Origin of the sequence: Hyphomicrobium sp. (genome assembly GCF_019753045.1) — a bacterium.
Taxonomy (GTDB): domain Bacteria; phylum Pseudomonadota; class Alphaproteobacteria; order Rhizobiales; family Hyphomicrobiaceae; genus Hyphomicrobium_B.
In genome coordinates, this window is the sequence record NZ_JAIELN010000026.1 from 1 (window position 1) to 26,756 (window position 26,756).

General features: G+C 60.5%; 25 protein-coding genes and 1 tRNA gene. 5 read left to right on the forward strand and 21 right to left on the reverse strand.

What is annotated here, in order from left to right; translation table 11 throughout:
- Both K2Q04_RS20710 and K2Q04_RS20715 read left to right on the forward strand, forming a co-directional pair.
- Nucleotides 1-454, forward strand: a 454-nt coding sequence (locus K2Q04_RS20710; RefSeq protein ID WP_291167131.1) for an ABC transporter permease, incomplete at its 5' end; no start/stop codon positions are given.
- Nucleotides 451-1,254, forward strand: coding sequence for an ABC transporter ATP-binding protein (locus K2Q04_RS20715; protein ID WP_291167133.1), 804 nt, complete (start codon nt 451-453; stop codon nt 1,252-1,254). The genes K2Q04_RS20710 and K2Q04_RS20715, both read left to right, overlap by 4 nt.
- A 118-nt stretch (nt 1,255-1,372) precedes the next feature.
- On the opposite strand, the gene K2Q04_RS20720 is transcribed toward K2Q04_RS20715, so the two are convergent.
- Together K2Q04_RS20720 and K2Q04_RS20725 are read right to left on the reverse strand one after the other, a co-directional pair.
- Nucleotides 1,373-2,956, reverse strand: a complete 1,584-nt coding sequence (locus K2Q04_RS20720; protein ID WP_291167136.1) for an amidohydrolase — start codon at nt 2,954-2,956, stop codon at nt 1,373-1,375.
- An 80-nt stretch (nt 2,957-3,036) separates the two neighbouring features.
- On the reverse strand, nt 3,037-4,260 hold the full coding sequence (locus K2Q04_RS20725) for a M24 family metallopeptidase (RefSeq protein WP_291167138.1): 1,224 nt from the start codon (nt 4,258-4,260) through the stop codon (nt 3,037-3,039).
- A gap of 205 nt (nt 4,261-4,465) precedes the next feature.
- Here K2Q04_RS20725 and K2Q04_RS20730 point away from each other — a divergent pair, with 205 nt between their 5' ends.
- Nucleotides 4,466-5,638, forward strand: a complete 1,173-nt coding sequence (locus K2Q04_RS20730; RefSeq protein ID WP_291167140.1) for a Xaa-Pro peptidase family protein — start codon at nt 4,466-4,468, stop codon at nt 5,636-5,638.
- Nucleotides 5,639-5,775: 137 nt separating this feature from the next.
- Here K2Q04_RS20730 and K2Q04_RS20735 read toward each other — a convergent pair.
- The 7 genes from K2Q04_RS20735 to K2Q04_RS20765 all read right to left on the reverse strand — a co-directional run bounded on the left by K2Q04_RS20735 (nt 5,776) and on the right by K2Q04_RS20765 (nt 13,273).
- Nucleotides 5,776-5,851, reverse strand: a tRNA-Lys gene (locus tag K2Q04_RS20735).
- Nucleotides 5,852-6,047: 196 nt separating this feature from the next.
- Nucleotides 6,048-7,184, reverse strand: a complete 1,137-nt coding sequence (gene rodA, locus K2Q04_RS20740) for a rod shape-determining protein RodA (protein WP_291167142.1) — start codon at nt 7,182-7,184, stop codon at nt 6,048-6,050.
- Nucleotides 7,181-8,974, reverse strand: coding sequence for a penicillin-binding protein 2 (gene mrdA, locus K2Q04_RS20745; protein WP_291167144.1), 1,794 nt, complete (start codon nt 8,972-8,974; stop codon nt 7,181-7,183). Before mrdA ends, rodA begins: the two co-directional genes overlap by 4 nt.
- Entirely contained in the window at nt 8,971-9,486 is a 516-nt protein-coding gene (gene mreD, locus K2Q04_RS20750; RefSeq protein ID WP_291167146.1) for a rod shape-determining protein MreD, read from the reverse strand. Before mreD ends, mrdA begins: the two co-directional genes overlap by 4 nt.
- The gene (mreC, locus tag K2Q04_RS20755; RefSeq protein ID WP_291167148.1) at nt 9,483-10,418 is read right to left on the reverse strand and encodes a rod shape-determining protein MreC; all 936 of its coding nucleotides are present in this window, start codon (nt 10,416-10,418) and stop codon (nt 9,483-9,485) included. Before mreC ends, mreD begins: the two co-directional genes overlap by 4 nt.
- A gap of 39 nt (nt 10,419-10,457) precedes the next feature.
- Entirely contained in the window at nt 10,458-11,498 is a 1,041-nt protein-coding gene (locus tag K2Q04_RS20760) for a rod shape-determining protein (protein ID WP_291167150.1), read from the reverse strand.
- 203 nt (nt 11,499-11,701) lie between these two features.
- Nucleotides 11,702-13,273, reverse strand: coding sequence for a 2-isopropylmalate synthase (locus tag K2Q04_RS20765; RefSeq protein ID WP_291167152.1), 1,572 nt, complete (start codon nt 13,271-13,273; stop codon nt 11,702-11,704).
- A gap of 465 nt (nt 13,274-13,738) precedes the next feature.
- Here K2Q04_RS20765 and K2Q04_RS20770 point away from each other — a divergent pair, with 465 nt between their 5' ends.
- A complete protein-coding gene (locus K2Q04_RS20770) occupies nt 13,739-14,305 on the forward strand; it encodes a cytochrome b (RefSeq protein WP_291167154.1) in 567 nt (188 codons plus the stop codon).
- 4 nt (nt 14,306-14,309) lie between these two features.
- On the opposite strand, the gene K2Q04_RS20775 is transcribed toward K2Q04_RS20770, so the two are convergent.
- From K2Q04_RS20775 to ilvC, 3 genes are all read right to left on the reverse strand, one after another.
- Complete coding sequence (locus K2Q04_RS20775; RefSeq protein ID WP_291167156.1) at nt 14,310-15,221, reverse strand: PhzF family phenazine biosynthesis protein; 912 nt, start codon at nt 15,219-15,221, stop codon at nt 14,310-14,312.
- A 149-nt stretch (nt 15,222-15,370) separates the two neighbouring features.
- Nucleotides 15,371-16,162, reverse strand: coding sequence for an NUDIX hydrolase (locus tag K2Q04_RS20780; RefSeq protein ID WP_291167158.1), 792 nt, complete (start codon nt 16,160-16,162; stop codon nt 15,371-15,373).
- Nucleotides 16,163-16,744: 582 nt separating this feature from the next.
- The gene (gene ilvC, locus K2Q04_RS20785) at nt 16,745-17,764 is read right to left on the reverse strand and encodes a ketol-acid reductoisomerase (protein ID WP_290989996.1); all 1,020 of its coding nucleotides are present in this window, start codon (nt 17,762-17,764) and stop codon (nt 16,745-16,747) included.
- A gap of 270 nt (nt 17,765-18,034) precedes the next feature.
- On the opposite strand from ilvC, the gene K2Q04_RS20790 reads away from it, so the two are divergent.
- Nucleotides 18,035-18,517, forward strand: coding sequence for a DUF1190 domain-containing protein (locus K2Q04_RS20790; RefSeq protein ID WP_291167160.1), 483 nt, complete (start codon nt 18,035-18,037; stop codon nt 18,515-18,517).
- Nucleotides 18,518-18,534: 17 nt separating this feature from the next.
- On the opposite strand, the gene K2Q04_RS20795 is transcribed toward K2Q04_RS20790, so the two are convergent.
- The 9 genes from K2Q04_RS20795 to K2Q04_RS20835 form a co-directional block, all read right to left on the reverse strand.
- Entirely contained in the window at nt 18,535-19,140 is a 606-nt protein-coding gene (locus K2Q04_RS20795) for a LysE family translocator (protein ID WP_291167162.1), read from the reverse strand.
- 81 nt (nt 19,141-19,221) lie between these two features.
- Nucleotides 19,222-19,767, reverse strand: coding sequence for an acetolactate synthase small subunit (ilvN, locus tag K2Q04_RS20800; protein WP_291167164.1), 546 nt, complete (start codon nt 19,765-19,767; stop codon nt 19,222-19,224).
- Nucleotides 19,768-19,801: 34 nt separating this feature from the next.
- On the reverse strand, nt 19,802-20,476 hold the full coding sequence (locus K2Q04_RS20805) for a glutathione S-transferase family protein (RefSeq protein WP_291167166.1): 675 nt from the start codon (nt 20,474-20,476) through the stop codon (nt 19,802-19,804).
- A 4-nt stretch (nt 20,477-20,480) separates the two neighbouring features.
- Nucleotides 20,481-20,969 carry a hypothetical protein gene (locus tag K2Q04_RS20810; protein ID WP_291167168.1) on the reverse strand — a complete coding sequence of 163 codons (489 nt, stop codon included), beginning with the start codon at nt 20,967-20,969 and terminating at the stop codon, nt 20,481-20,483.
- A gap of 50 nt (nt 20,970-21,019) precedes the next feature.
- Nucleotides 21,020-22,786, reverse strand: a complete 1,767-nt coding sequence (locus K2Q04_RS20815; protein ID WP_291167170.1) for an acetolactate synthase 3 large subunit — start codon at nt 22,784-22,786, stop codon at nt 21,020-21,022.
- 82 nt (nt 22,787-22,868) lie between these two features.
- Nucleotides 22,869-23,807: a tRNA (adenosine(37)-N6)-dimethylallyltransferase MiaA gene (gene miaA / locus K2Q04_RS20820; RefSeq protein ID WP_291167172.1), complete on the reverse strand. Its 939-nt coding sequence runs from the start codon at nt 23,805-23,807 to the stop codon at nt 22,869-22,871.
- Between the two features lie 98 nt (nt 23,808-23,905).
- Entirely contained in the window at nt 23,906-25,228 is a 1,323-nt protein-coding gene (locus K2Q04_RS20825; RefSeq protein WP_291167173.1) for a carbohydrate porin, read from the reverse strand.
- A 254-nt stretch (nt 25,229-25,482) separates the two neighbouring features.
- The gene (locus tag K2Q04_RS20830; RefSeq protein ID WP_291167175.1) at nt 25,483-26,178 is read right to left on the reverse strand and encodes a hypothetical protein; all 696 of its coding nucleotides are present in this window, start codon (nt 26,176-26,178) and stop codon (nt 25,483-25,485) included.
- A gap of 378 nt (nt 26,179-26,556) precedes the next feature.
- Nucleotides 26,557-26,756: hypothetical protein (locus tag K2Q04_RS20835; RefSeq protein WP_291167177.1), on the reverse strand; the 200-nt coding region annotated here is incomplete at its 5' end.

The window sequence follows — 26,756 nt, forward strand, 5'->3', positions numbered from 1 at the left end:
TGCTCCGTCTTTCGTTCCCATTCTTCTGATGTGGTTTGGTACTGGAGAAGGGGCCAAAATCGCTCTCTTGTTCATCGGTGTCGTGTGGTTCCTGACAACGACGGTGATGGACCAGACGCGCGAAGTTAGGGCAGCGCTCATTGAAACGGCACTGACGCTCGGGGGATCGCGGCTTCAGGTTCTCCGTACAGTCGTGGTTCCAGCCGCCATGCCGGGGATAGTAACGTCTATGCGCCAGATGTTTGCGGTAAGCTGGACATATCTCGTCGTCGCGGAAATCGTAGCCTCGACCGATGGCATCGGCGCAATGATGATGCGGGCGCGCCGTTTCCTCCACACCGACGAGATCATGGCTGGAATCGTCGTGATTGGTCTTCTCGGATTGGCTTTCGATCTTCTATTTAGGCTGGCTCACCGGCGGTTCTTTCCCTACCTCGAGGAGCATGCCAAATGACACTCGGCAACCAACCCAGCAAGTTGAGTATACGGAACCTGTCGAAGACCTATGGGCAGGGAGGAAAGCGCGCAATCCCTGCGGTCCAGGACCTCTCATTCGATGTTCAAGAGAACGAGTTCTGCACTCTGCTCGGGCCATCGGGTTGCGGAAAGTCTTCGGTGTTACGAATGATTGCGGGCCTGGAGGCGCCAAGCGCCGGATACGTCTCGCTGGATGGTCAAAGGATCGAAGGTGCGGATCGCGCCCGAGGAATGGTGTTCCAGGACTACACGTCGTTCCCGTGGCTGACGGTTCAGCAGAACGTCGAATATGGAATGAAGCTCAATGGCGTTAGAGCCGCCGAAAGGCGCGAGCGGGCCGACCATTTCATACGTCTCGTCAAGCTGGACCGCTTCAAGGATGTTTATCCCAGCCAGCTATCGGGTGGCATGAAGCAACGCGTCGCCATTGCACGGACTTTGTCCAATGAGCCTGACGTGCTTTTGATGGATGAACCTTTCGGCGCACTCGACGCTGACACGCGCTGGTCCATGCAGGAGCTCATGATATCGATCATGAACTCGACAAAGATCACCGTCGTGATGGTGACCCACGATCTCGAGGAGGCATTATTTCTCTCCGACACCATCATCGTGATGTCGAAGCATCCGGGCCGTCTGCTGCACAAAATGACGACGAGCTACAAGGGCGGCACGCGGATCGCGGACAAGGCAACGGTGCTGGGCCTCGAAGGATACGCCGAGGCGGAGCAGGAAATCATTGCACTCATGCGAGGGCAAATGGACGCCGTCAGCTGACCCGGCCCCACCGTCTCAGGTCCGCGCCAGAGACACTCGCTCCGATGCGGATGGTCTGCGGGAGGGATGCCGGAGTACCGGTGTCATCGCATTGGCTGCGAATGTTGCCGGCCTTCCCTCACGCTTCCCAAGTGATCTGGCCGCCGCTGACAGTCAGGACAGCATGCGAGCTGGCCAACTCCTGAGGCTCGAGGGCTTCGAGGTCATGTGACATGACAGCGATGTCCGCTATCATTCCGGGCTTCAGACGCCCCTTTCGGTCCTCGTTGAACTCCACCCAGGCGTTATCGGCGGTATAGCTTTTCAGTGTATTGAAAAGCGTCTGACGCTGATCCCTCCAGGGTTCTGGCATGTCGATGGGTGAGACTGCGGCTTTGATGTTCGCCATCACATCGACTGGAATGATCGGCCAGTCGGTCGAGAAAATGACTTTGGCACCGCTGGCGCGGATGTCCTCCCACGCATAGGCAAGAGGAATTTGGTGAGCGTGGAGCATCCGGCCGACCCCGTCCGGAGGGAAGATCCCCCCGAATGGCGCATGGCCGGGCTGGATCGAAGCCACGACGCCAAGTTCACGGAACCGGGGCAGATCGTCGGGATGGAGAATCTCGATATGTTCAATTCTGTGCCGGCTGTCGCGCCGGCCGTTAGCCCTGATCGCGGCCTCGTAACCATCAAGCGTGCGGCGGATCGCCAGATTGCCAATCGCATGCACTGAGATCTGAAAGCCCATTGCATCGGCCATGACGCAGGCGGCATTGAAATGGTCAACTCCGAATACGGCGTCCCCGGTCGTGACGAGCCCGGGATACGGTTCGAGCATCAAGGCGGTCGAACTTTCCACGACGCCGTCCATGAACATCTTCACCCGGTTGCACCACAGCCGGTCGCTGTTGAACCGTTGCCGCATTTCCTCGGCTTCATTCAGACGATCGATGCCATCGAACTCTTTTAGGTGGAACGGAACCTCCATCCGGCAGAGAAGATCGCCCGACTGCTCAAGTTCACGTAACAGTTCCAGTGTGTAGAAATTGCCGTCCATGTTGTGCAGGCCGGTAATTCCGTACCTCGCGCAATGCTTCAGCCCCTTAGCCATCAGTTCGCGGTCGAGCGCGCGATCGGCCGGCGCAACAGGCGGCGTGGGATCGGCGCCTGTTAAAACACCTTGCAGATCGCGACCGCCGTAGCGGGTCAAGCGAAGGACATACGAATAGGCACCGGGTTCGCGCAGCTCACCACTGGCGGTGCCGTCGGCGGCCATGACGATTTCCGACCCGCGATCGACATCGCCGCCATGAAGGATGCCCGCCAGCTCAAGCGCTTTTGTGTTGGCCCACACGGTGTGGTGGTCTGCCGCGAACATCGCGAAGGGACGCTCCGGCAGGACGCTGTCGAGATCATGGCGTGTCGTTTTCCGTCCAGGCCCCAGGATCGCATAGTCGGCCCGGACGGCGAAAACCACCTTGTCGTCGCGGCATTGATCTGAATATCCGCGGACTTTCTCGGTCAGATCCCCGAGACCCAGCACCCCATAGAGATCGAGGTAGTCTAGCTCGGCAGAACCACAGAAAAGATGCACATGACTGTCAATGAATCCCGGCAGCACGGTTGCCCCGCCGGCATCGATCACGCGGGTGCCGGGCCCGGCAAGATCTCGAATTTCCCGAGTGTCGCCGACGGCAGCAATCTGCCCGCCGCTCACGGCAAGGGCAGACGCTGTGGGACGCGCGTCGTCGAAGGTGATCAGGCGGCCGTTCAGGATGACGATGTCTGGGATTATGGCTACCACCATATCATGGGCGTCGTCGTCAGCAGTTCGTGACCGGTCTCGGTCACGATGAAGTTCTGCTCAAACGCCGCGGACCCGGCTTCGGGATCGGTCAGGAAGAACTCCGAAGAGACGACCATACCCGGCTGGTAAGGCGTGTCGACAAGTTGGATTTCTGGATCCTGCGTATCGGCCTCTTTCTCGAAGACCGGGACTGGATATTGCCAGAACGTGCCCGTCCCATGCCCGTAAATGGGCCACATGGCTAAGCCTTGCTCGCTGTCGAAGAAGCCGGCTTTCTGCGCAAGCTTATCGCCGAACCTCCCCAGCTCCCGAGCCGTAATGCCTGGTTTGGTCATGTCTCGAACCGCTTCGACGACCATAGCGCAATCCTCCGTGACACGCCTTTGCGCTACGGTCGGTTTGTTGCCGCAAACGGCTGTCCGGCCGGGATCAATCCAGTAGCCATGCATGATCGGCCCATAGACCCAGCCGCGCACGAGGTCGCCCTTCTCGGGACGTGTCCTACTGAAACCGTAGAACGGATCACTCCACATCTGCTTGACGGACTGACACCCGTGATTGATGGCGAGGCGATGAAATCCCCCCCCCGCGCGCACGATAATAGCCGCGGCGCGCGCTGCCGCCTCGTTCTCGGGCTCACCCGCGATCAGCGCCTCCATCATTGCGGTTAGCGCGCGGCTGGCCACCGCGCCCGCCTCGCGATACGCGTCGAGCTCAGCCGGAGACTTGATAAGTTGTGGCCGGTTGAGAAGGTGATCGCATGGCGTCCAGTTGATTTCGGGGGCCGCATCAATCATCGCCCGGTAGGCATCGGCAGGCAGCACATCGTCACCGACATAGCAAATCCGATCCGTCAGCCCTAACTCCCTCACCCTCCGCGCGACCCCGACGGTGAGGTGCTCGTGCTGGAATTTCTCACCAACCGCGATTGAACCAGGTGCGATGCTTTCTAGCGCTTCAACCGTATGCAGCTCCGGCTCATGACCGGGACGCATCAGTATGGCGGCGAAGGACGTGCCGAACGCCCAGCCGAAGTTCGGCTCCTGACCCGAGGCCTGGGTGGCATGGTCCGTCAACCACAGCACATGACCGGCCCTGTCGTATCCGCCGCCGCTCCGTTGCCAGATCACCGCAGCTTCGAAGCCGAGGCGCTCCATTTCGGCATATACTTTCTGCCAGCGAGCTTCGTACTCAGCGCGCGCAAATCTGATCATTGGAACCCTTCCTTGTGGCGTCGAGCGGCCACCCCAGTCCGTCGTTTTCGTATAGTAGACTATAGGATATATGTCGACTATAAAAACATTGTGTGATAAATATTGACCTCATGGCAGCTAGAGCCGCAGAGGTTCTCGCATGGCCCGTTGCGGACGATCGTCCGAGTCGAACCGCATTCGGCAGAACATCTTAGAAGGCGTGGGAATGTTTGATTGGCCCCAGATCGATTGGGACGCGTTTGTTGCAAAGCGTCGCTCGCTGTTTGCAGATTTCATGAAGCGGGAGAAGCTCGATCACGCAATGCTTTGTGGATTCGACAATATCCGTTGGGCGACGGACATTCGAACCAACTACACGCATGATTCCAACTACGATTGGTTCTGCGCCATCGTCGAAACGTCGGGCGAAGTGAGTCTCATTACGAATGATGGCGGCTCCACAGAGGAGCGTCCGTTCGCGAGTATGCCTTGGCTCAGGCGCCGCATTGCGGGTCCATCCTGGACGTCGCATTGGGCCCATCCTACCGTCTTTGTTCGCCTAGCGGTCGAGGCGCTTCGAGCCCAGAACGCCAAGCGCGTTGGTGTAGAGGGCATGCACTTCGAGATCATGGATGGGCTGCGTCAGCAGCTGCCAGATGTCGAATTCGTGCCGATACTGCGTCCACTACTGCAGCTGCGAAAGATCAAGTTGCCGGAGGAAATCAAACTCGTCGAAGCCGCGTGTGAAGCCGCTTCAGTGGGAATGTCTGCAGGCATCAACGGTGTCCGCGAGGGGATGCGAGATATCGACGTCATCGCAGTGACAGTTGATGCCGTTTATCGATGCGGTGCGGAGCAGCTTTCGCACGCTGTTATTGTCGCCCAATCTAGCCCCTCCGAGGGAGGCTGGTTTGCCCGTGGTGAGCGTTTGTGGAAAGGGCAGACTTTCTTCATGGACATGGGGTGCTATGGCGTTGGTGGCTACTGCAGCGACTTCTGCCGGGTTGGTTTCGTTGGCGAACCACATCGATCAGTGCGGAAGGCGTACACGGATCTGTCTGAAGTTCTGGATAGCACCGCTGCGGAGCTAAGACCCGGCATTCGATGCTCGGCGATCAGAGAGACGATCAACGCAGCCCTGAAGAAAAAGGGATTGCCCGAGACGCCCTACAGCATGGGGCATGGCATCGGCGCGCGCCTCGTTGAGTATCCGTCGATCTTCACTCCCGAACTCATGGATTATGATGACGCGCTCGAGGAAGGCATGATCATTTGCCTTGAGCCGTCAACCCACGTTGAAGTGAATGACGTTGTGGTCGGTCTCAAAGACGAGAACCAGTATGTGGTCGAGACCGCCGGATTAAGGAAGCTGACGCGTTGCGGCAGGGTTATCGACTAGAGGCACTGACGCGGACATTGTCTCAACTCCGATGCGCCATTTGCACTTTTACACCCCGACGCGCTTCAGCGCGTCCAATGAATAGTCAGCTAAAAACGTAAAACTGACCGCAGATATATTCTTGTTTTTCATGTGCTTGGTGGGTGATCACGGGCTCGAACCGTGGACCCGCTGATTAAGAGTCAGCTGCTCTACCAACTGAGCTAATCACCCGTACCAATGACCGGCCTGACGAAAGGAGCCGAAGCTCCGAAGGACGGCGAAGGGGCCCGAATGCGGGCCCCTTCGGAGGAGCGAATAGCATCGGCCGAAGGCTCTGTCCACCCCCCTCCCCAAACTATAACAGCCCTTTGAAATAAACGCCGATTTTGCGGGCTTCCGAGGCACTCCATCGGCTGGGCCGCCGCGCTCAGCGCCCGCCGGCCCGCCCATGGACATAGGCCGACATCGCCAATCCGAGACCGATCATCAGCGTCGTCATCGATGTCCCGCCGTACGAGACCAGCGGGAGCGGTATGCCGACGACCGGGACGAGCCCGGTGACCATGGCAAGATTAAAGAACACGTAGAGGAAAAATGTCGTCGCCGACCCGGCAATGGCGAGGCGCGCGAAACGGTTCTCGCACCGCTGCGCCATGATCATCATCATCAGAATGAGCAGTCCGTAAATCGCGATCAAGAACAGCATCCCCTTGAAGCCCCACTCTTCGCCGATGATGCTCGCGATGAAATCGGTATGTTTCTCGGGCACGAAGTCGAGCTGGCTCTGCGTGCCCTGCATGAAGCCCTTGCCCGCGACCCCTCCTGCGCCGAGCGCGATCTTCGATTGCGTGATGTGATAGCCCGAACCCAGCGGGTCCATGCCGGGATTGATGAAAACTTCGACGCGCCGCTTCTGGTAGTCGTGCATTCCCGACCAGATCACCGGCAGAGACGCAATGGCGATCAGCCCGCCGAGCGCGAAATAGCGAAGCGGTACGCCCGCGAGAAACATCAGCGCCAATCCGAGCGCGACGAACAGGCAAGCCGAACCGAGATCGGGCTGCTGCATCGTCAGAAACACCGGCACCCCGATCAACAAAAGCGGCGCCAGGACGTACTGAGGTTTCCCGATTTTTTCGAGCGGAAGCTGAAAATAGAATCGCGCGAGCGCCGCGACGAGGGCGAGCTTCATAAGCTCCGACGGCTGGAACGAAATAGGACCAACGTCGATCCATCGCTTCGCACCGAGCGCCTCCGAGCCGACAAACGGCACGAGCGCCAACATTACGAGCGCCGCGAGATAAGCCGGATACGCAAGCTTCATCCACACATCGAGGCGAACGGTCGCCATGGCGACGACAATGCCAAGCATGACGAGAAAGCGTAGCGTATGCCGCTCCGCCCACGGCTGAAACGAGCCGCCGGAAACGGAATAAAGCGTCGCCGTTCCTATACCCGCGAGCAGGCACACCGTCAGAAGCACAGGCCAGTGAATGCGCCACAGCTTGTCGCTGAGGCGAAGCGGCCTGCTCGTGCTCCAAGCGGAAAACAACGCGTCCATCATCCGGCCTTCCCGGTGTCGTCACCAGTAGGAGAAACACCGCCGCCTTGCGGGGTCTTGCCGCCGGCATGATCCGCGCGATCGACGGCGAAGTTCAGAATATCGCGCGCAAGAAGAGCCGCTGACGCGTTGCTGCGCTCGACGACGGTTGCGATGGCATATCGCGGCGTCTCCGCCGGTTCATAGCCGATGAAAATCTTCGATGCCCCGGCTTTGCCCGCAACAACCGGCCTGCCGGCGCCGAGCTTGGCCTCCTCCGCACTCCCGCCCTGGTCGTTGACGGCGGCGGCCATGCCCTGCCGAACGGCGTCGATATGCACCTCACTGAAGCCAAGTGGCACAAAGCCAGATATGCCGTCGCGCTTCTCGAGCACGGGAACGACGCGCCGTCCGGAGGCAAGCCGCGCCGCCATCACGGCAAGCTGCAACGGCGTCGCCTGCAGGTAGCCTTGTCCGATGCCGGTCAGCAGCGTCTCGCCCCCGAGCCACGCCGCGTTGAGATTTCCCCGCTTCCAATCGGGATCCGGAACAAGGCCGGACTTCTCCTCGCTAAGCCCGAAGTTCCATGTCGATCCAAGACCCAGCGCGCGCGCCGCGGCCGAGAGCCGAGCGATGCCCAAACGCGCAGCCACTTCGCAGAAAAACACCTCGCAAGACGAACTGATCGCTTCATGAAGAGAGAGACTTCCATGCCCTTCCCGCTTCGAGCAGCGGTACACGTCTCCGCGATATTCATATTCCCCATCGCAGACGATGCGTTCGCCCGGCGATAGAACACCGGCTTCAAGCGCGGCGAGCGCCGTCACGACGACGAAGGTTGAACCGGGCGCGTACTGGCCGGCGACAGCACGATTGAGAAGCGGCTTGTCTTCCGATTGCGCGAGCTTCTGCCAGTCGGCCGTCGTTATTCCACCCGCAATGGCTCCCGGGTCGAACCCCGGAGCCGAAGCCATGACGACGATCCCGCCCGTTTGAATATCGAGCAGCACGGCAGCCGCCGCAGTGCCTCCGCTTTGCAGCCTCTCACCTACGAGCTGTTGCAGTTCGGAATCGATCGTCAGCGTAACATCGCGGCCCGCAACCGGATCGACCGTCTCGAGATTGCGGACGACGCGCCCGCGCGCATCGACTTCGACTTTCTGCGTCCCGCCCGTGCCGCGGAGATCGCCATCGAACCCCAATTCAGCGCCGCTTTTGCCGATGCGCATTTCCGGCAGCCTCGCGACGGCATCATCGTCGATCGTGAACCGCTCGACGCTTCCGACAAAACCCACGACATGACAGAGCGAGGATCCGCCGAGATAGCGGCGGCGCAACGCGAATTCGGTGTTGATGCCGGGAAGGCTCGGCGCGGCGAGATTGAGGTGCGCCACCTGTTCGAAACTCAAATCCGATGCGACGGTCGTCGGGACATTCCGCCCCTGCTTCCGCGTCCGCGCGACGATCTTCGCGATTTCATCGTCCGTAAGCGGCAGAATACGGCTGACGCGCCTGAGAACGCCACCAACGTTCTTTGCGAGTGCGGGCGTGATGGTAACGCGAAAAACTTGTTCGTTATCGGCCAGCACGCGTCCCGAGCGATCGAGAATGCGCCCGCGCTTCGGCGCCACGACCTGCAGATTGAGACGGTTATTCTCCGCGAGCGGCCCATAGCGATGAGCGCCCATCACCTGCAGATCGAACAGCCTCCAGCCGACAAGGCCCAAGCCCGCCGCTTGCACGCCGCCAAGCAGCAGGCTTCGCCGCGTGAATTGATCGAGTTGCCGGCGATCCCCATCGGAGGTGTCCGTCATCCGCTGCCTCGAGTGAGACGTATGCCTCGCGGCGGCTTGGATACGGATCGGAGAATGTCGAGCACCGGAACAACCAAAATTGCTGCGAACATCGCGACGATCGCGCTCCTCGCATAGGGCGCCCAGTTCAGCATCTGCAGAAAATAGAGGGAGGCCAATAGCCAGGCGAAGGCGGTCACCAGCCCGATCGCACCGGCGAGAAGGGCCATTCTGCCGAACACAGTATCGATCCTCACACGTGAGGCAAAAAGCGCGACCGCATAGGCGAAGAGATAAACGAGCGCCCAATACCCGAGAGGACCTTGGGTCAAAACATCAAGCGTCAAACCGGCGAGAAAGACCACCCACTCCGGCAACCACGCGTCCGCGTCGAGTGTCCACCGGTAAATCGCGATGACGGGCAAGAGCGGCAGCACGAAACGGTCTTCAGCCGCCAGTCCCCACGGCAGCACGGCCGCGAGCGTCAGCACCACGACGGAAATGACCGGCATCAGAAAGCGAAGCCACATCATTTTGGTTTCCCGATCGGAGCAAAAACCGGCGAAGCGACGTTGTTGGCTTCCCCTGCCGTCTTGCGGTTCGCAAGATCGTCGGTGAGGTCGCGGAACGGATCGGCGTAGAAAAGCACGCTCACGTAATCCAAGCGGTCGACGTCGGCACGCAATTGGACGCGCGGGTCCGAGAGACTTCCCGCGACCGTTCCGAGGCGAAGACCGGCGGGAAACAAACCGCCCGTGCCCGACGTCGCAACATCGTCGCCTACGGCAATGTTGGCGCCGTCTGGAACGTAGATGATCTTCGGACGCGGACCGTTGTCTCCGGCAAGAATTCCGCGGACGGCATTTGGGCCGATTTGAACTGGAATGCGACTGTTGAGATCAGTCGCAAGAAGCACACGTGAAACGTTCTGGCTGGCGTCGACGATACGTCCTACGAGCCCATCGGCATTGATGACGGGATAACCCTCTTTGACGTTCCGCCCTCGCCCCGCATCGATCGTCACGCTGCGCACGAACGCGCCGCTCGACTCCGCGATGACGCGGCTCGTTACAAAATCGAGTTTCTGCTCGGGGACAACCTTCGCCAATGCTTCGAGCTCGGCAACCTTCGCTTCGAGTTGGTGCGCCCGCCACTTCCAGCTCTCGAGCTTTTGATTTTCTCGGGCGAGCCGCGCGAGTTCGTTTCCAAGATCGACCTGCGTCGATATCGTTCGTCCGATTTCGCGAACGGGCGCGGCAGGTATCATCACGCCTTGCAGAACTGGCGTCAGCCAGGATGCGGCCCGCCAGCGGACATCGCCGATCATCCCGTGATCGAGCCGGCTGAGCAACATCAGGCCAGCGCCGACGAACACAAGAAGCAGCAGCACGGGCCGCGCGCGCTTTCCCGCCGTCACGCTATCGCCGCGCCGCAGAAAAAGGTTGTCGTCCTTCAGCCGGGCCATAACAATTTATCCGCTGCTCTCGACCTGCATTGGCGCAGGTCAAGGCCTGATCAAAAGATGCTCGCGTTCCTTGAGCGAGCGCAATATCGCAGCCGTCCCCACAATGACGCATTGCTCCGGCAGCTCGGGTAAATGAACCTTGACGCCGATCCTGCGTTCCAGCTCCTCGTCGAGCTTGGCGAGCTTGGCCCCGCCGCCCGAAAGGTGAATGCCACGCTCGCAAATATCAGTCGAAATCTCCGCCGGCAGATCCTCGATTCCGTGCTGGATGAATTCGGCGATCTGCTCGACCGTTCCCTCGAGCGCCTCTGCAATATCGTGCGGTCCGAGAACGACCGTCTTCGCCTTCCCCTCCCTGATCTCCCGGCCGCGAATGAAAATTTCGGCAGTTTCACCGTTGATGATGCGCGACGCCGAGCCCGCCTCGATCTTGATGCGCTCGGCATTGGCTTCGCCGATCACCAGTTGATGCTTGCGCCTGACGTAACGGACAATGGCTTCGTCCATCGCCGTGCCACCGCAGCGGATTGAGCGCGCCTGCACCACGCCGCCGAGAGACAGAACCGCGATGTCCGTCGTCCCGCCGCCGATATCAACCACCATCGATCCCTTGGGCTCGTCGATCGGCAACCCGGCCCCGATCGCCGCCGCGACCGGCTCCTCGACGAGAAAAACCTTCCGCGCCCCGGCCGACAGCGCCGTCTCGTAGACGGCACGCCGCTCCACAGGCGTTGCGCCGGCTGGCACACAAATCAAAATCCGCGGGCGAACGAATTCGATGAGCGACTTCGTACGCCCGATGAACTGACGCAGCATTTCCTCGGTCGCGACGAAATCGGCAATCACGCCGTCGCGCAGCGGCCTTATCGTCTCGATGCTTTCGGGCGTCCGGCCGAGCATCTGCTTCGCCTTCTCGCCGACCGCCAGCACATCGCGAACGCCACCCCGTGAGCGAATGGCGACGACGGACGGCTCGTTGATGATGACGCCGCGACCCTCGACGTAAACAAGCGTGTTCGCAGTGCCGAGATCAATCGCAATGTTATCGGGAAGTACGCTGCCGAAGCCTAAACCGAACATTCGCGAACCTGGCCTAATCTAATGCCGCCCAGCTTATGGTGTGGAAGGCGTTATACAAGATGGCCGGCCTGTCCAAAGCAAGGCTTCTGAGCGAATGGTAACTGGCTGCGGCTTCCGTTGTTATACAGACAAACGGGCGCAGGGTAGCGCACATTGCAGCACGCTACCCCGACTAAAAGTTAAGCGAAAATCTGCTAATTCGCCTAAATTGCCTGCTGAGCCTGGGCGGTCTTCTGCCGCTTCACGACGAGCTTATTAAGCGCAGCGACAAAAGCCCGGGCGGACGCAACGAGTGTATCTGGATCGGCGGCGCGCCCAGTGGCGACGCGGCCATCCTCCTCGAGACGCACCGACACCTCGGCTTGTGCGTCGGTCCCCTCCGTTACCGCGTGCACCTGATAAAGGTCCAGGCGCGCATTATGCGGGAAGAGTTGTCTGATCGCATTGAATGTTGCATCGACCGGCCCATTGCCGACGCTCTGCACCGTTTTCGACTGCCCGTCGATGTCGAGCGTAAGCGTCGCCGATTGCGGCCCCATCGTGCCCGCAATAACGGTCAGAGCCGTGACCTTTACTCGGTCGTTCATGTGCGCCATGCCGTCGTCGACAAGGGCTTCGATATCCTCGTCGTAGACATGCTTCTTGCGATCGGCGAGCGCCTTGAAGCGATTGAAGGCATCCTCCATCGCATTGTCGCCGAGTGTATAGCCGAGTTCTTTCAGCTTCGACTTGAACGCCGCCCGCCCGGAGTGCTTGCCCATGACCAGCGACGATTTTCCGACGCCGACGGACTCCGGCGTCATGATCTCGTAGGTCTCGGTGTTCTTCAAAACGCCGTCCTGATGGATGCCGCTCTCGTGCGCGAAAGCGTTCCGGCCGACGATCGCCTTGTTGTACTGGACCGGGAAATTCGTCACCGCCGAAACGAGCTTCGAAGCACGCGCCAGCATCTCGGACTTGATGCCCGTGCTGTACGGCATGAGATCGTGGCGCGTACGGACAGCCATGACGATCTCTTCCAGCGCGGCATTGCCTGCGCGCTCGCCGAGACCGTTGATCGTGCATTCGATCTGCCGTGCGCCGGCGCGGACGCCCGCGAGCGAGTTGGCGGCGGCAAGACCCAGATCGTCGTGGCAATGGGTCGAGATGACGACCTTGTCCATGCCGGGAACGCGCGTCTTCAGCATCGTGATGAGGTCGAAATACTCTTCCGGCAACGCGTAGCCGACCGTATCGGGAATGTTGATCGTCGTGGCGCCGGCCCTGATCGCCGCTTCGACGACCCGGCAGAGATAATCATGCTCGGTGCGCGTCGCATCCATGGCGCTCCACTCGACGTCGTCGGTGTAGCCGCGCGCCCGCGTCACCGACGCGACGACACGCTCGTGCACCTGCTCCTGAGTGAGCTGCAGCTGATGCTGGCGATGGAGCGGCGAGGTCCCGATGAACGTATGAATGCGGCCGCGCTTTGCAGGCTTGATCGCTTCGCCCGCCCGGTCGATGTCGTTGAAGTTCGCGCGGGCAAGGCCGCAGATGACCGACTGCTTGGCGAGCTTGGCGATCTCGGTCACCGCCTCGAAGTCGCCTTCGGACGCGATCGGAAAACCTGCCTCGATAACGTCGACGCCCATCGCGTCGAGAAGCTCAGCGACCTGCAGCTTCTCCTCGAACGTCATCGTAGCGCCGGGGCACTGCTCGCCGTCGCGCAAGGTTGTATCAAAAATGATAATCTTGTCTTCGTCGCGCTTAGGCGCGGCTTTGGTCGGGGAAGTCATCGCTTTTCATCCTTTGCCGGGCGACCCTTGGGTCTGCCGCGATCGCTATCGAGCTCGATTGGTGACCGTCTCAACCCCTGAGCACAAACCCGGCGACGGCCGGGTGTCATGCGGCCCAGGGGCCGCTAAGGAGAAGAGCCGAAAGCAGGAGATGAGGCGCGATCGTGCAGCCGTGCGCCAACGCGCCGGAATCAAACATAAAATCAGCAGCAATGTCCGTCGCGCGCGCCATGAAGGCAAACAATCCAGCGAATTGGCCGAACGATCCGGCCGAACAATTCAGTCCGGGCTGAATAGCCGATCTGGCTCCCTAAAATCAAGCCGTTCGACCGCCGCGCCCCTTAGCCCCGGCAAAAACCGGTGGTCTGCGGCAATTTTCATGGTGCCCCAACGGATAACGGACCTAAAACCCGTTCAGAAGAGGACTAGCCGCCAAATCGAATAGCATTCGGGGGAGAAGATCGCGTGACCACAGCCATAGAGCCATCTACTAGGGCGTACACCTATCCGCCGTCCCTCATCGCGCTCCACTGGATAACGGCTCTGCTATTCGTCGGAATTCTCGCCGCCGTCGAGCTGCACGAGTTCTACCCCAAGGGCAGCCCGACGCGCGACCTGCTGATGCTGGCACACAAATCGTTGGGGCTATCGATCCTCCTCCTAGTCGTCGTCCGCATCTTTATCCGGAGCCGCACCGCGGCGCCGTCGATCATTCCCGTGCCCCCGGCGTGGCAGACCGCGATCTCGCACAGCGCCCATGCTGCCCTCTATGCTGCGATGATCGCGATGCCGCTGCTCGGCTGGCTGATGTCGAACGCCGCCGGCCGCCCGGCACCCTTTTTCGGGTTGGAGCTCCCCTTCATCATCGGAGAAAACAAAGATCTCGCGAGCACCCTCAAAGAGGTCCACGAGTTCATCGGCAACGCGCTCTATTACGTGATCGGCCTGCACGCAATTGCAGCGCTCGCACATCACTACCTGTTCAAAGACAACACGCTTCTGCGCATGTTGCCGATGGCGACGCGCAAATAAGCGATCAGATCTGGAGTGTGCCCTCGGCGACGCGCACGGCGTAGCCGCCGATGCGCACGCCTTCGAGCTTCCCGCGCGCGACCGTCATCGTCAGTGAGATCGCGCTCGGGCGCCCCATTTCGAAGCCCTGCTCGATGCCGCGCTTGTGCACGCCGTCGGTCAGACCATCGAATTCCTGGATGACATAGGCGAAGCTGGCCGCGGCCGCCCCCGTCGCCGGATCTTCGACGACGCCAAGATCCGGCGCGAACATCCGCGCATGAAACGCCGATTGCCCGCGCACGCACTGGCGCGTGTAGAGATAGACCCCACTGACGCCGCGATCGGTGAACGCCCGCGCCCAGTGCTGGGGCGCAATCCTCACCTTCGCCATGGCTTCGAGGTTCGACACCGGCACGAACGCGAACGATGGCGCACTTCTGACGAGCGTCGGCTTGTGATTTTCGAAGGTGATCTCATTGGGAATGAGACCCACGGCCGCCGCGATCTGCTCCGGCTCCGACATGATTTCCGGAACGCAGCTGAGCTTCGGCGCATCGAACTCTCCGAACGACGCCCCGCCCGCGCGCATGCGCACGCCGACCCGAAGGCTGCCGATCTCTTCCTCGAGCGCGATGATCGCATCGCTCTCGCCATTCCCGAGCAGCGCGCGGAGCTCAGCCAGCAGCACCGCTGTCCCGATCGTCGGATGCCCTGCGAACGGTAATTCCCGGCTCGGCGTGAAAATGCGGATACGCGCCGTATGCCCTGGCGTCGTCGTCGCCAATACGAAGACCGTCTCGGAGAGATTGAACTCCCGGGCAATCGTTTGCATCTCGGCGGCGCTGAGCCGGTCGGCGCCGAGCACGACCGCGAGCGGATTGCCGCCGAAAGGCCGTTCGGTGAAAACGTCCAGGACATGATACGTGAGCGCCATCGTGCGCCGTACTCCCCGCTGCTTCGTCTGCCCGCCGCGCGAACTGCGCGAATACCCTTAGTGAGCTTGCCGCGCGCGAGTATAGCCTTGAGCATCAACGCGAGCGGGCGGAACCATGCGGCATGGCTCAGCCGCAGCCAAGCCCTTTTTCAATGCACCGAAGGCCCTCGGCGCGCGGCGAAAAGCGCCTCCATCGTCGCCCGGGTCGAAGGCAGCATATTGAGACGCTTGAGGTCGTCGCAATTTGCGACTGGAATGATCGTTTGCAGCTCGGGATTGTCACACGTCGCGTTGTGTGCCTCGACAAGGCGCACAACCTCGGCCGTCGGCATGGGCGCATAAAAGCGAACAGCGAATGACATCTGCGTGTCAGACCGCGTGACGACGAAGCCCTTCTCCTTTTGAACGAGCTTCGCGACGTCGCCGAGCTCTTCCGCGATCTCCCGCTCGATGCTCCGTGTGATGTCGATCGTGCCGTCCGGAAGCACATCGCGTTCGTCGATGAAACCCGAAGGCAGACACGCGAACCCGTAGTTCACGTTGCCGGGCATCTGTTGGCCAAGCAGATACTCGCCGTCCAATGACCGGATGAGCGCCGATCCAAATCCGTCGAGAACACCGGCTTCGGGAAAACCGTGCATGCGCCAGTAGAGATAACTTTTGAATTCCGTGCGCGTCAGCGTTGCGTAAAGCACTTCGTCGACGAACCGTACACTGTCAATGAGATGCACGATGCCGTTGAAGTACGCAGGGTTCTTGTCCGTCGCCGCCTGCCAATGCGCATCGATCTCGGCTGAATGCTCTTGCGCAAAAGGCCAAGCTTCGCCTGAGAGTTTTAACGAGCAATCTGCAACGGATTTGACGCCGTTGGCGAAAGGAAAGCCGGCATTCGGCATCGCGCGCGCAATCACGTAAGCGCCACCGCGAAACGAGACGCGCAAGCGCGCGAGTCACAAATAAGTCTCCGTTTGACTAGAACTCGCCCGCGCAATTTAAGCTCCCTTTCAAATGCTCGAAGCACAAATATGTTCGGCATTTATCGATGTGAATTCCAATTGCACAAAAACGTTCTAGCCTTGGGTTCAGCCAAGTTTCGTCATGACGCGGCCAAGATTCGGCACGCATATGACACTCACGACAGCGTCGCTGGGGGGCGACAGTCAAGATCTCCCAGCACCTCTTAGCCGGTTTCAGCATCCTGGTGTTGCACCAGGTTACATTGCGGCGAGGTGTGATGATGGATCACCTGCCGCCCGATGGAAACACCATCGGGCTCACGCAGCGGCCGCGCTGCGTCAGAGCCCCTTTAAATCCGAAGAAGCCGTGCAAGCGGCAGAATCGGAAACGGGCGGCAGAGGTCCCCGCTCCTCTGCCGCCCGCGTTAGTCCCGGTCGATTGTCCGAAAGGTCAGTTGGCTGGATTTGACGTAGACCGCCCGCGCTGCCGCACGTTAACCCTCCCCAAAGCGCAGTAGTGCGGGCGGTTCCCGCTGTGGGAAACCCGCCCGTCAGCCGCCGGCGCTCTTAGTTCTTGCCCTTATCGACCAGCTTGTTCTTCGAGATCCAGGGCATCATTGCGCGCAGCTTCGCGCCGACTTCCTCGATCTGATGGCTATCGTTCAAGCGGCGCGTCGCCTTGAAGTTCGGCTGCCCCGCCTTGCACTCGAGCATCCAGTCGCGCGTGAAGCGGCCGGTCTGAATGTCGGCGAGCACGCGCTTCATCTCCGCCTTCGTCTCCGGCGTGATGATTCTCGGACCCGTCTTGTACTCACCGTACTCGGCCGTGTTCGAGATCGAGTAGTTCATGTTGGCGATGCCACCCTCGTAGATGAGGTCGACGATCAACTTCACTTCGTGCAGGCATTCGAAATACGCCATCTCCGGCGCATAGCCCGCTTCGACCAGCGTCTCGAAGCCTGCGCGAATCATCTCGACGAGACCGCCGCAAAGCACGGCCTGTTCGCCGAAGAGATCTGTCTCGCATTCTTCGCGGAACGTCGTCTCGATCACGCCCGAACGGCCGCCGCCGATTGCCGACGCATAAGAAAGGAAGAGATCGTGCGCGTTGCCGCTCTTGTCCTGATGGACAGCGATCAGGCACGGCACGCCACCGCCCTTCTGATATTCGCCGCGCACCGTGTGGCCGGGGCCCTTCGGAGCGACCATGCCGACATCGAGATCAGCACGCGGCTCGATCAGGTTGAAATGCACGTTGAGGCCATGCGCGAAAAGAAGCGCTGCGCCCTTCTTCATGTTCGGCTCGAGCTGCTCTTTGTAGATGTCGGCCTGCAATTCGTCCGGCGTCAGCATCATGATCACGTCGGCCCACTTGGCCGCGTCCGCAACTTCCATGACCTTGAGACCGGCGCCCTCGGCCTTCTGTGCCGAAGCCGAACCCTTACGCAGCGCAATGACGATGTCCTTGACGCCCGAATCCTTGAGGTTCAGCGCGTGCGCATGGCCCTGACTGCCATAGCCGACGACCGCTACTTTTTTTGATTTGATAAGGTTGATGTCGGCATCACGATCGTAATAGACGCGCATGGGCGGCCTCTCGGGTTCCCCGGTCGATATCGACAGTCGGGCTGGGTTGAAAGCAAGGGGGCCCGGATCAGCTTTGAGCCGGGCGCCCTGAAATCTGGGCGGAACCTACAGAGATCGGGATAAGGATTCAACGGGCCGGGGTGCTACCGACTGCCCTAGCACGAATATTTCTCCGCCCCTTTTTCTTGTCGCCCCTTGCAACAATTAACCGAACCCTAACTGGGAAAAGCGCAGATTTAGGATATCTGACGCCCAATTCGGACCCACCCCATGCGAACGATCGCATTATTCGGAATTTTGTCTGCAGCCTTTGCACTTGCCGGTTGCGGCAACAGCGCGGCGCCGGCCGCTCCGAAGGCAAAGGCCGAAACGGGGATCTTCATTTCCTCCGGAGATTGCGCCGGGCGCCAGAAGCTCACCATCGATGAGTGCGGACAGGTGATCGATAAGGCGGTTGCACTGCATCAGAGCCGCGCCCCGTCCTACAACTCGCTCTCCGCTTGCGCCGCTGCCGAGGGTCCGGACCGCTGCGCAAAGGGCGTCGACGGCAATTACAAGCCGAAACTCCAGGCATTTTTGATCACGTTCAGCCAGCCGCCGAGCGCGATGCCGCTCTACGCGACGTCCGACGGTTCGTCCGGCTTCAAAGGGCTCGACAAGCAGAATTTTGGACTGAAAGATGACGGTAACACTTTCTCGGAATCGGCCGAGGCGTTGGCACACGAGAACGCCCGGCTTGCCAAGAAGAGCTGACGCGCGGCGTCAATCTCTCAAATCATTTCGTGGACGAGCGGCCACAGCGACGCAACGAGCGCAACGGCCATCGCCACGTTGAAAATCCGCATCGATCGCTCATCCGCAAGAAGCGGCCGAAGCGACGTGCCGAAGAACGCCCACGCCGTGGCCGACATCAGCGAAACGGCCAGAAAGGTTGCCGTCAGCACCGCGGCATCGAACCAAAGGCTGTCCGGCGAAACGAAGTTGGCGGCAACGCTCAACGCCACCATCCACCCCTTCGGATTGACCCACTGAAAGAGCGCCGCCTCGAAAAATGTCATCGGCCGCGCTTCCGTCGTGACGATCGGGTTGCTCGTGCCGGCCGTCGCGATGCGCCACGCGAGCCACAGCAGATACCCGATGCTCACGACCCGCAACGTCGAAAAAAGCGCTGGAAATAATAGGAATACGCGCCCGACTCCAAGCGCGACGGCCAGGATCATGATCGTAAATCCGATCACCACACCCCAGACATGCGGACGCGTTCGCCTGAAGCCGAAGTTGACGCCCGACGTCAGCAGCATCGTGTTGTTCGGCCCAGGCGTCATCGCCGAGACGAATGCAAACGTCACGAGCGACAGAATGAGCTGCTGAGACAAATGCTGCGACAGCGCGGCAAACCGCGTGCCCCCTCTTGGACTAAGCCATCACGTGCCATGTCGCGCGATTGACCGCGAAGATCAGGCGACGGCGCCCCGGCCGATAGCCGCAATGCCGGTACGCGAAACTTCGACGAGCCCGAGTTCCGACATCAGCTGAATGAACGTCTCGATCTTCGACGGCTTGCCCGTCACTTCAAAAACGAAATGCTCGATCGACGTATCGACGACTTTGGAGCGGAAGATCTCGGCAAGCCGCAAAGCTTCGATGCGCTTGTCGCCCTTGCCCGCGACCTTCACGAGCGCGAGTTCGCGCTCGATCGAACCGCCCTCTTCCGTCAGATCGCGGACGCGATGCACCGGAACAAGCCGCTCGAGCTGATGCTTGATCTGCTGCAGCACCGCCGGCGTGCCGCTCGTGATCACGGTAATGCGCGACAAGCGCTTCTCGTGCTCGACCTCGGTCACGGTCAGCGAGTCGATGTTGTAGCCGCGGCCCGCAAAAAGGCCGATGACCCGCGCCAGGACGCCCGGCTCGTTATCGACGACGACCGACAGCGTACGCGATACGATCTCCTGCGATCTGAGAACGCTCGGCGGCGGCATTTGCTTCGTTAGGTCGGACATCGTCGGTCTCTTGGGTGTCGGGTGAAAAGTTGGGTCAGATGAAGCTTTCGACCGGCGTGTGGCCAGCCGAATATTCCGCAATGCGCCACGGCTCGACCAGCGCTGCCGCCCGCCACACTTCGAAAGCGGGATGCGCGAGAACGGCGTCCATATAGGCTCGCGTCGCCTCGCGCACGGGAATTTGATAGGTGTCGAAGCGCGTCACGACGGGCGCATACATCGCATCGGCCGCCGAGAACGCACCGTAGAGAAAAGGCTGGCTGCCCGCAAAGCGATTGCGCGCTTCCGACCAGATATCTTCGATCCGATCGATGCACGCCTGCAGCGGTTCGGTTAACGGCGGCGTCGCAAAACGAGCGCCGAGATGCATCGGGCAAGCCTGCCGGACCGCCTGAAAGCCCGCGTGCATTTCGTTCGAGATCGCGCGTGCGTGCGCCCGGGCTTTGGTATCGCGCGGCCAGATCGCAAGCTCGGGAAACTTCTCCGCCAGATATTCGATGATGGCGAGACTTTCCCAAACCGATACGTCGCCGTCGACCAGCGCCGGCACTTTACCCGAGGGCGAATATTCGAGCACGAGGCTGCGGCTCTCGGGCGTCCGCAAAGGAATGATGACTTCCTCGAACGGGACGTTGAAAGCCGATAGCACAAGCCACGGCCTAAGCGACCACGACGAGTAAAGCTTGTTGGCAATGACGAGCTTCAGCATTTCGCTAACGGTCGCTCGCCTTGCCGGGATCGGCAGCGGAGCCGGCTTCGCCCGGCTTCGCGGGAGGAAAGATGGACTTCAGGAAGATCGGCATGCCGTTCTTATCGACCATCTTCTTGAAGTTCTCGGCTTCTTTGACCGAAATATTGTACTGCTTGAAGGTCGCGACGAACCGCTGCCCCATGCCACGCGCGATGTCTTCCGGCGCCGGCGTGCCCATGCGGACGCGCTCGGCTTGCGGAATGCGCGCATAGATCTGCGCCAGCACTTGGCTGTGCATGTAGTCCTGCGCCATGCACGACTCGAGGCCCGCCGAATAATTGCTGGCGAGCGTTTGCGTCCGGTAGCAGGCGTCGAGGAACTTCAACACGCCCTGAGAACCTTCGCGGCGATGCAGTTCGGCAAGGCGCTTTGCGGCGTCCTTGATGTTGGCGGCGTGGTCCCAAGTTTCCTTGGCAGCCGACGCCTGGGGCATGGCAACAAGGGTCGCCATGCAAATGGCGGCCACGATGCTACCAATCCCGAAGCCAGAGCCCCCGCTTCTCACACGAGTACCTTTCCTGCATCGTCGATAGCCCGCTCGACTTCTTCGTCGGTAATGTTCTCGCCGAGCAGCATCTCGTTGTGGCCCTTGCCCGATGGGATCATCGGGAAGCAGTTCGCGAGCTTGGCGACACGGCAATCGAAGATAACCGGGCCTTCCGTATTGATCATCTCTTTAATCGCATCGTCGAGATCGGCGGGATGCTCGCAACGCATGCCCGTCCAGCCATAGGCCTCGGCCAGCTTCACGAAATCCGGAAGCGCCTCGGTATAGCTCTCAGACAACCGGTTGCCGTGCAAGAGCTGCTGCCACTGGCGCACCATGCCCATGTACTCGTTGTTCATGATGAAAACTTTGATCGGCAGGCGATATTGTACTGCTGTTGAGCACTCCTGAATATTCATCAGGATCGACGCATCGCCGGCGACATCGATGACGAGCGACCGGGGATGCGCAAGCTGCACGCCGATCGCAGCAGGCAATCCATATCCCATCGTGCCTAGCCCTCCGGACGTCATCCAGTGGTTGGGCTCCTCGAACTGGAGGAATTGCGCCGCCCACATCTGATGCTGGCCGACCTCGGTCGTGAAGAACGTATCGCGATTCTTCGTCAGCTCCTGCAGACGCTGACACGCGTACTGCGGCATGATGATGTCTTTGGAGTTCTTATACGCAAGCGATTTTTTTGCGCGCCAGCTATCGATCTGCTTCCACCAGGCCTTATGCGCAGCCTTGTCGAGGGCCGGCGCTTTAGCCTTCCAGATCCGCAGCATGTCTTCGAGAACGTACGCGCAATCGCCGATGATCGGCACATCGACCACGATATTCTTGTTGATCGACGAAGGATCGATATCGACGTGGATCTTCTTCGATCCCGGCGAGAACGCGTCGACGCGGCCAGTGATGCGGTCATCGAAGCGGGCGCCGATGTTGATCATCACGTCGCAATCGTGCATCGCGAGATTGGCTTCGTACGTCCCGTGCATACCGAGCATGCCGAGCCACTGCTTGTCGGATGCGGGATACGCGCCGAGGCCCATCAGCGTCGACGTGATCGGATAGCCCGTCAGCCGCACGAACTCGCGCAGCAGCTGGCTCGCCTTCGGACCCGAGTTGATGATGCCGCCGCCGGTATAGAACACCGGCTTCTTGGCGCTCGCGATGAGATCCACGGCTTCGCGCACAGCGGTCTGTTCCGGCTTCAGCTTCGGCCGGTAGGTCTTATGCTGAATATTCGACGGACCGACGTAGTTGCCGAGCGCAAACTGCACGTCTTTCGGAATGTCGACGACGACGGGACCAGGACGCCCCGTCCGCGCGATGTAGAACGCCTCATGCAGGATCCGCGCGAGGTCGTTGACGCTTTTGACGAGCGTGTTGTGCTTGGTGCACGGCCGCGTAATGCCGACGGTATCGCATTCCTGGAAGGCATCATTGCCGATCAGATGCGTCGCGACCTGGCCCGTGATGCACACGAGCGGAATGGAATCCATCAAGGCGTCCGTCAGGCCCGTCACGGCATTCGTCGCGCCCGGTCCCGAGGTCACGAGGCAGACGCCGACCTTGCCCGTCGAGCGCGCATATCCTTCCGCCGCGTGCAACGCCCCGCCTTCCTGACGAACGAGGATGTGGCGGATCTTCTCCTGCTTGAAGATCTCGTCGTAGATCGGAAGGACCGCGCCGCCCGGATACCCGAAGATCAGCTCGACGCCCTGATCGGACAGAGCCTGCAAAACGATTTCGGCGCCGGACATCGTGCGTGCCATGAATAACTCCTTCGCCGGCAAAAGCCTGCAGGCGGTTTCAAAGGTCGGGGGAAAGTAGGGGTCCGAGCCTAATTGGTCAACGCTAACGTTGAATAAATGCGAAAATATCTCGCATCAAACTTGTTGTTTCTTTCGTTGCGACAGGCTTCCAAGTAATCATATTTCTCTTAAGCCAAGTTTCCTGGCGTTTGATGTACTGCCGGGTCTCCGCCTTTGCCAGCTCGCGAGCCTCATCCTCGCCGATCTCACCCGCAACGAGCCGCAAAAGCGGCCGGACGCCGATGGCCCGCATCGCCGGAAGATCTGGATCGAGTTGTAGAGCTGACAATGCCCGCACCTCGTCAAGCGCCCCTTCCCGCATCATCCGGTCAAAACGGGCATCGGCCCGCGCATGCAGTTCGGCTCGATCGCCGGAAACCGCGAAGCGAACCGTCTCAGCTTCATCGACCACCGGCTCACCCCGCAATGTTTGCCACTCGGCGAGCGACCGTCCGGTCGATTGGATCACCTCGAGCGCGCGCACGATCCGTTGCGTATCGGTCGGAGCCAGGCGCGCCGCCATCGCCGGATCGACCCGCAGAAGCTCGTCGTGCAAAGCTTCGGCGCCGCGCTCCTCGCCCGCCCTACGCCAATATTCGCGAACGTCGGCGGCGATGTCGGGTATGGGCGAAAGCCCCTCGATCAGGGCCTTGAAATAAAGCCCCGTGCCTCCGACGATGACCGGACGCCGGCCCGCACTTCGAGCCGTCGCGATGGCGGTTGCCGCATCGCGGACGAAGCGCCCCGCGGAATAGGCTTCGCCCGCCGGCACGAACCCGTAGAGCGCATGCGGAACGCGAGCCTCTTCTTCCTCTTTTGGCCGTGCCGAGAGAACGCGCAGCTCCCGATAGACCTGCATGCTGTCGGCATTGATGATCTCGCCGCCGGTCTGTTTGGCAATCGCCATCGCGAGCGCGGACTTGCCGCTCGCCGTCGGCCCCGCGATCAAAATCGGCTTTGTGTGATTTGGCTCTGCGCTCATGAAAAGGCCTCCTAGCGCACCCATCGGGGCGGCGCTAGGAGGCCTTCGTCAGATCGCGATTTGAAAGCCCGAAACCAAGCTGAGGAAAGGAAGCAGGCTCAGTAGTTCAGAATGGTCCTGACGCCGACAACGGCGGCATTGGGGATCTGCTTCAGATCGTCGGCATTGCTGCCGACGCGGGCGCCGGGGTTCCAGAGGTATTGAAAGTCAGGCGAGATAGCGAAGCCAGGACGGATCTTCGCGAGATAGTTGAGCTCGAGCACGGATTGGTAATTCGAGATCACGTCCGAATTGAAGTCACTATCCGTATCTGCCTGCGCCTGGCTGAGCTTGTTCGAGATGTGGCCATAGCCGAACGCAGCGCCGAACGAGTCTTCCTTGCGTCCCGGCACGAACCCCATGAAGACAACGCCGGTATCGAAATAGTTATCGATCAGGTTCTGCTTGTCGGGGCTGCCCGATACCCGCACGAACGCGTTGATCGCCTTATCGTCCGCGCCCTTCCAGATCTGCTGGTCGATGATGCCGTAGATTCCGTAACTGGTGTCGAGAACAGTCGGATCGAGGAACTCCGGCGCGTAGTGATTGAATTGCTTCCAGCCGCCGAGCCTGAAGGTGCCGGGCAAGCCGGCATCATACTTGTACTGCGCTTCGACCATCAGCAACGGCGCGTCCTGGAGACGGAATTCCACCCCGTAATTGTTGTCCTTTTGCGGGTTGTCGGAAAAAGGATTGGCCGGGCTGCCGTTGAAGACGGCGGCCAGAATGTTGAGGTTATCGTTCGGCTGATACTGCAAGCGCACGCCGAGCGACGCCAGCGGATACCCAGGTCCGCCCGCCGCCTGATCCGCAGCCGTGATGCCGGGCCAACCGAACGTGCCGTTGATGAACTGAGAGCCCGTATCGCTGATGAAGAATTCCTTATCGGCGGCAATCGAACCGACCTTCACCTTCACCTTGTCCTCCAGCAGCGACTGCTCCAACCACAGCTCGTCCAGGCGGAACGTCTCGTAGCCTTCGATATTGCTGACTTCGAAGATGTTGCCGACGCGCTCGGTCGAAGCACCGATGCCGTGGATGTAGAAAGCGTTGGCGTGGATGACCGCACCCTTCCAGCCCACGAGCTTTCCGAGATCGATGTCGGTGTGGACATCGAAACGGCCGTCGAAGTTCGAGCCCTGCGAGTTGCCGCCCGACGCGACGTTCCAGTATTCGCCGATCCAATTGACGCCGTAATTGATGCCGCGCTTCGCGAATGCCACGCGCACCGGATCATTCCAGCCAGCAGCGAACGAGTCTTCCGGAACGCCAGTATTGGCAGCATCTTCCGCCCTGACCCCGCTAGTCATGCCCCCGGCCGCCGCCGTCAGCGTGCCCAACGCCAAAACAGGCAATAGGCCGGGAGAAACTCTCAATCTCATTGTATGCCCTCAAAAGGCCCGTGCCGGCGATCCAAACAGCCGCTCACAAACGTCGCCCCCTCGCGCCCTGCCTCGGGCTCAACGCCAATTCAGAAGAATATACTTGACCACTCCCATCAACATTAGAAAATGCTATGGGCGCTGCATTCGCGGGTTATGCTCTGTTGCCCATTTGCCATTGTTGTTGTCCGGACAGGAATGGCGAAAACGAGGATACTTATCTTGAGCTGCGCTCCACCTCGGGCAGCCTCGAATCATTTTATCGAAAGATCACGCTCCGCGGGTGGCTTTCCGGCAAACGGCAACTCACGTCCGGTCAATCGCCGCCATAGATTTGAAGCGCGCGGGCGGATCCGCTTCCAGGCCTGTTGGACATTCGCCACGACCCGCGCCTTGACGATGCGCCCATACCGCCAGACCCACGACGCCCGTATTTGCGCGAAAAGCGCGTCCTTCCACGGCATCAGCCAATTGAAGCCACGGGCGAACCAGCCGATCTGCATGAGCGACGGCTTCGTCAGAATGAAGATGCGGGCGAGGATGGCCGTCGACGCCAGTTTCGCGCCGATGAACAACAGCGTCGCCGTCGCGAAATGACCGTTGGCGAGCAGCCACACGGCGACGAACTTCAGCGGCAGCAGCAGGGATGTCGGCAGCGCCAGCGCGACCAGCGCCGCATAGGGTGGCAGCCCCGCGATGAACCGCTCCATCGCCGCGATCGGCGCGAATTTCGCGAGCCGGCCGATAAGCTCGGAAAGCGGCCGCCATCCCCATTCCTCGAAGAGGATGATTAGCGCCGCAGCGACATTGAGGGCGGCGATCAAAGGCCCGCGCACGATCGACCAGAAAGTCCTCAGAAGCTCGCGCATGGTCCAGAGCGCAATGACCGACCCGCGCCAGATCGCACTCAGAACCCGCCCTGCCGTCTCCTTGAATTCCTGACCGTCCAAGCGTCCAAATCCTTGTCAAAACCCGGACATTGCCGGTCGAAAGGCCAAATCTAACACCCGATGATGAACCGGGGATAAGTTTTGGCTGAATTGATGCGAAGCCCCGGCCTGCGCCAGATCCTGCCCACACCCCGGGTCAACTCGCCGCGCAAAAAGCAACCAGCACGTCCGTTTCCGGAATTGATTACTTTTTTAGTATATAATAGTGTCGGGACTAGAGCTAAGCCACACGCTTCCCAGAACGGCTAAAGGCTGAACTCGCAACTAGCCCCGAGATGGCTCTCCCGGCCCCTATCTCGGGGCTAGTTTTTGCCGAAAGTTGCGGTCACTCTTTCCGGGCTCACCGGGACGAACGCGAGATTTCGGCCAATGGCATATTTACTGGAAGAGCAGCGGCACGACGTATTCCGCGCCACAGGACAGCACACCTATCTCGGCAACGGCGACGTGTTCGTCCCGCGGTCCCTGGCCATCCGCTTCACAACGCGCGACGAAGCCGAGACGAAGCGGAAAAAACTGCCCCATCCCGAAGGCTGGAAAGTCGTAGAGGACTAGCGCCTCTCGCTGATGGATCGGAG

What these genes read in the sequence shown, in the direction of transcription:
- mreC (WP_291167148.1), bottom strand. Translation starts at nt 10,418, where the DNA reads ATGGCCCGGCTGAAGGACGACAACCTTTTTCTGCGGCGCGGCGATAGC.
- mreD (WP_291167146.1), bottom strand. Translation starts at nt 9,486, where the DNA reads ATGATGTGGCTTCGCTTTCTGATGCCGGTCATTTCCGTCGTGGTGCTG.
- ilvN (WP_291167164.1), bottom strand. Translation starts at nt 19,767, where the DNA reads ATGTCCGACCTAACGAAGCAAATGCCGCCGCCGAGCGTTCTCAGATCG.
- K2Q04_RS20760 (WP_291167150.1), bottom strand. Translation starts at nt 11,498, where the DNA reads ATGTTCGGTTTAGGCTTCGGCAGCGTACTTCCCGATAACATTGCGATT.
- K2Q04_RS20730 (WP_291167140.1), top strand. Translation starts at nt 4,466, where the DNA reads ATGTTTGATTGGCCCCAGATCGATTGGGACGCGTTTGTTGCAAAGCGT.
- K2Q04_RS20815 (WP_291167170.1), bottom strand. Translation starts at nt 22,786, where the DNA reads ATGGCACGCACGATGTCCGGCGCCGAAATCGTTTTGCAGGCTCTGTCC.
- K2Q04_RS20725 (WP_291167138.1), bottom strand. Translation starts at nt 4,260, where the DNA reads ATGATCAGATTTGCGCGCGCTGAGTACGAAGCTCGCTGGCAGAAAGTA.
- K2Q04_RS20775 (WP_291167156.1), bottom strand. Translation starts at nt 15,221, where the DNA reads ATGGCGCTCACGTATCATGTCCTGGACGTTTTCACCGAACGGCCTTTC.
- K2Q04_RS20805 (WP_291167166.1), bottom strand. Translation starts at nt 20,476, where the DNA reads ATGCTGAAGCTCGTCATTGCCAACAAGCTTTACTCGTCGTGGTCGCTT.
- K2Q04_RS20715 (WP_291167133.1), top strand. Translation starts at nt 451, where the DNA reads ATGACACTCGGCAACCAACCCAGCAAGTTGAGTATACGGAACCTGTCG.
- ilvC (WP_290989996.1), bottom strand. Translation starts at nt 17,764, where the DNA reads ATGCGCGTCTATTACGATCGTGATGCCGACATCAACCTTATCAAATCA.
- K2Q04_RS20765 (WP_291167152.1), bottom strand. Translation starts at nt 13,273, where the DNA reads ATGACTTCCCCGACCAAAGCCGCGCCTAAGCGCGACGAAGACAAGATT.
- K2Q04_RS20825 (WP_291167173.1), bottom strand. Translation starts at nt 25,228, where the DNA reads ATGAGATTGAGAGTTTCTCCCGGCCTATTGCCTGTTTTGGCGTTGGGC.
- mrdA (WP_291167144.1), bottom strand. Translation starts at nt 8,974, where the DNA reads ATGACGGACACCTCCGATGGGGATCGCCGGCAACTCGATCAATTCACG.
- K2Q04_RS20810 (WP_291167168.1), bottom strand. Translation starts at nt 20,969, where the DNA reads ATGGCGACCCTTGTTGCCATGCCCCAGGCGTCGGCTGCCAAGGAAACT.
- miaA (WP_291167172.1), bottom strand. Translation starts at nt 23,807, where the DNA reads ATGAGCGCAGAGCCAAATCACACAAAGCCGATTTTGATCGCGGGGCCG.
- K2Q04_RS20790 (WP_291167160.1), top strand. Translation starts at nt 18,035, where the DNA reads ATGCGAACGATCGCATTATTCGGAATTTTGTCTGCAGCCTTTGCACTT.
- rodA (WP_291167142.1), bottom strand. Translation starts at nt 7,184, where the DNA reads ATGATGGACGCGTTGTTTTCCGCTTGGAGCACGAGCAGGCCGCTTCGC.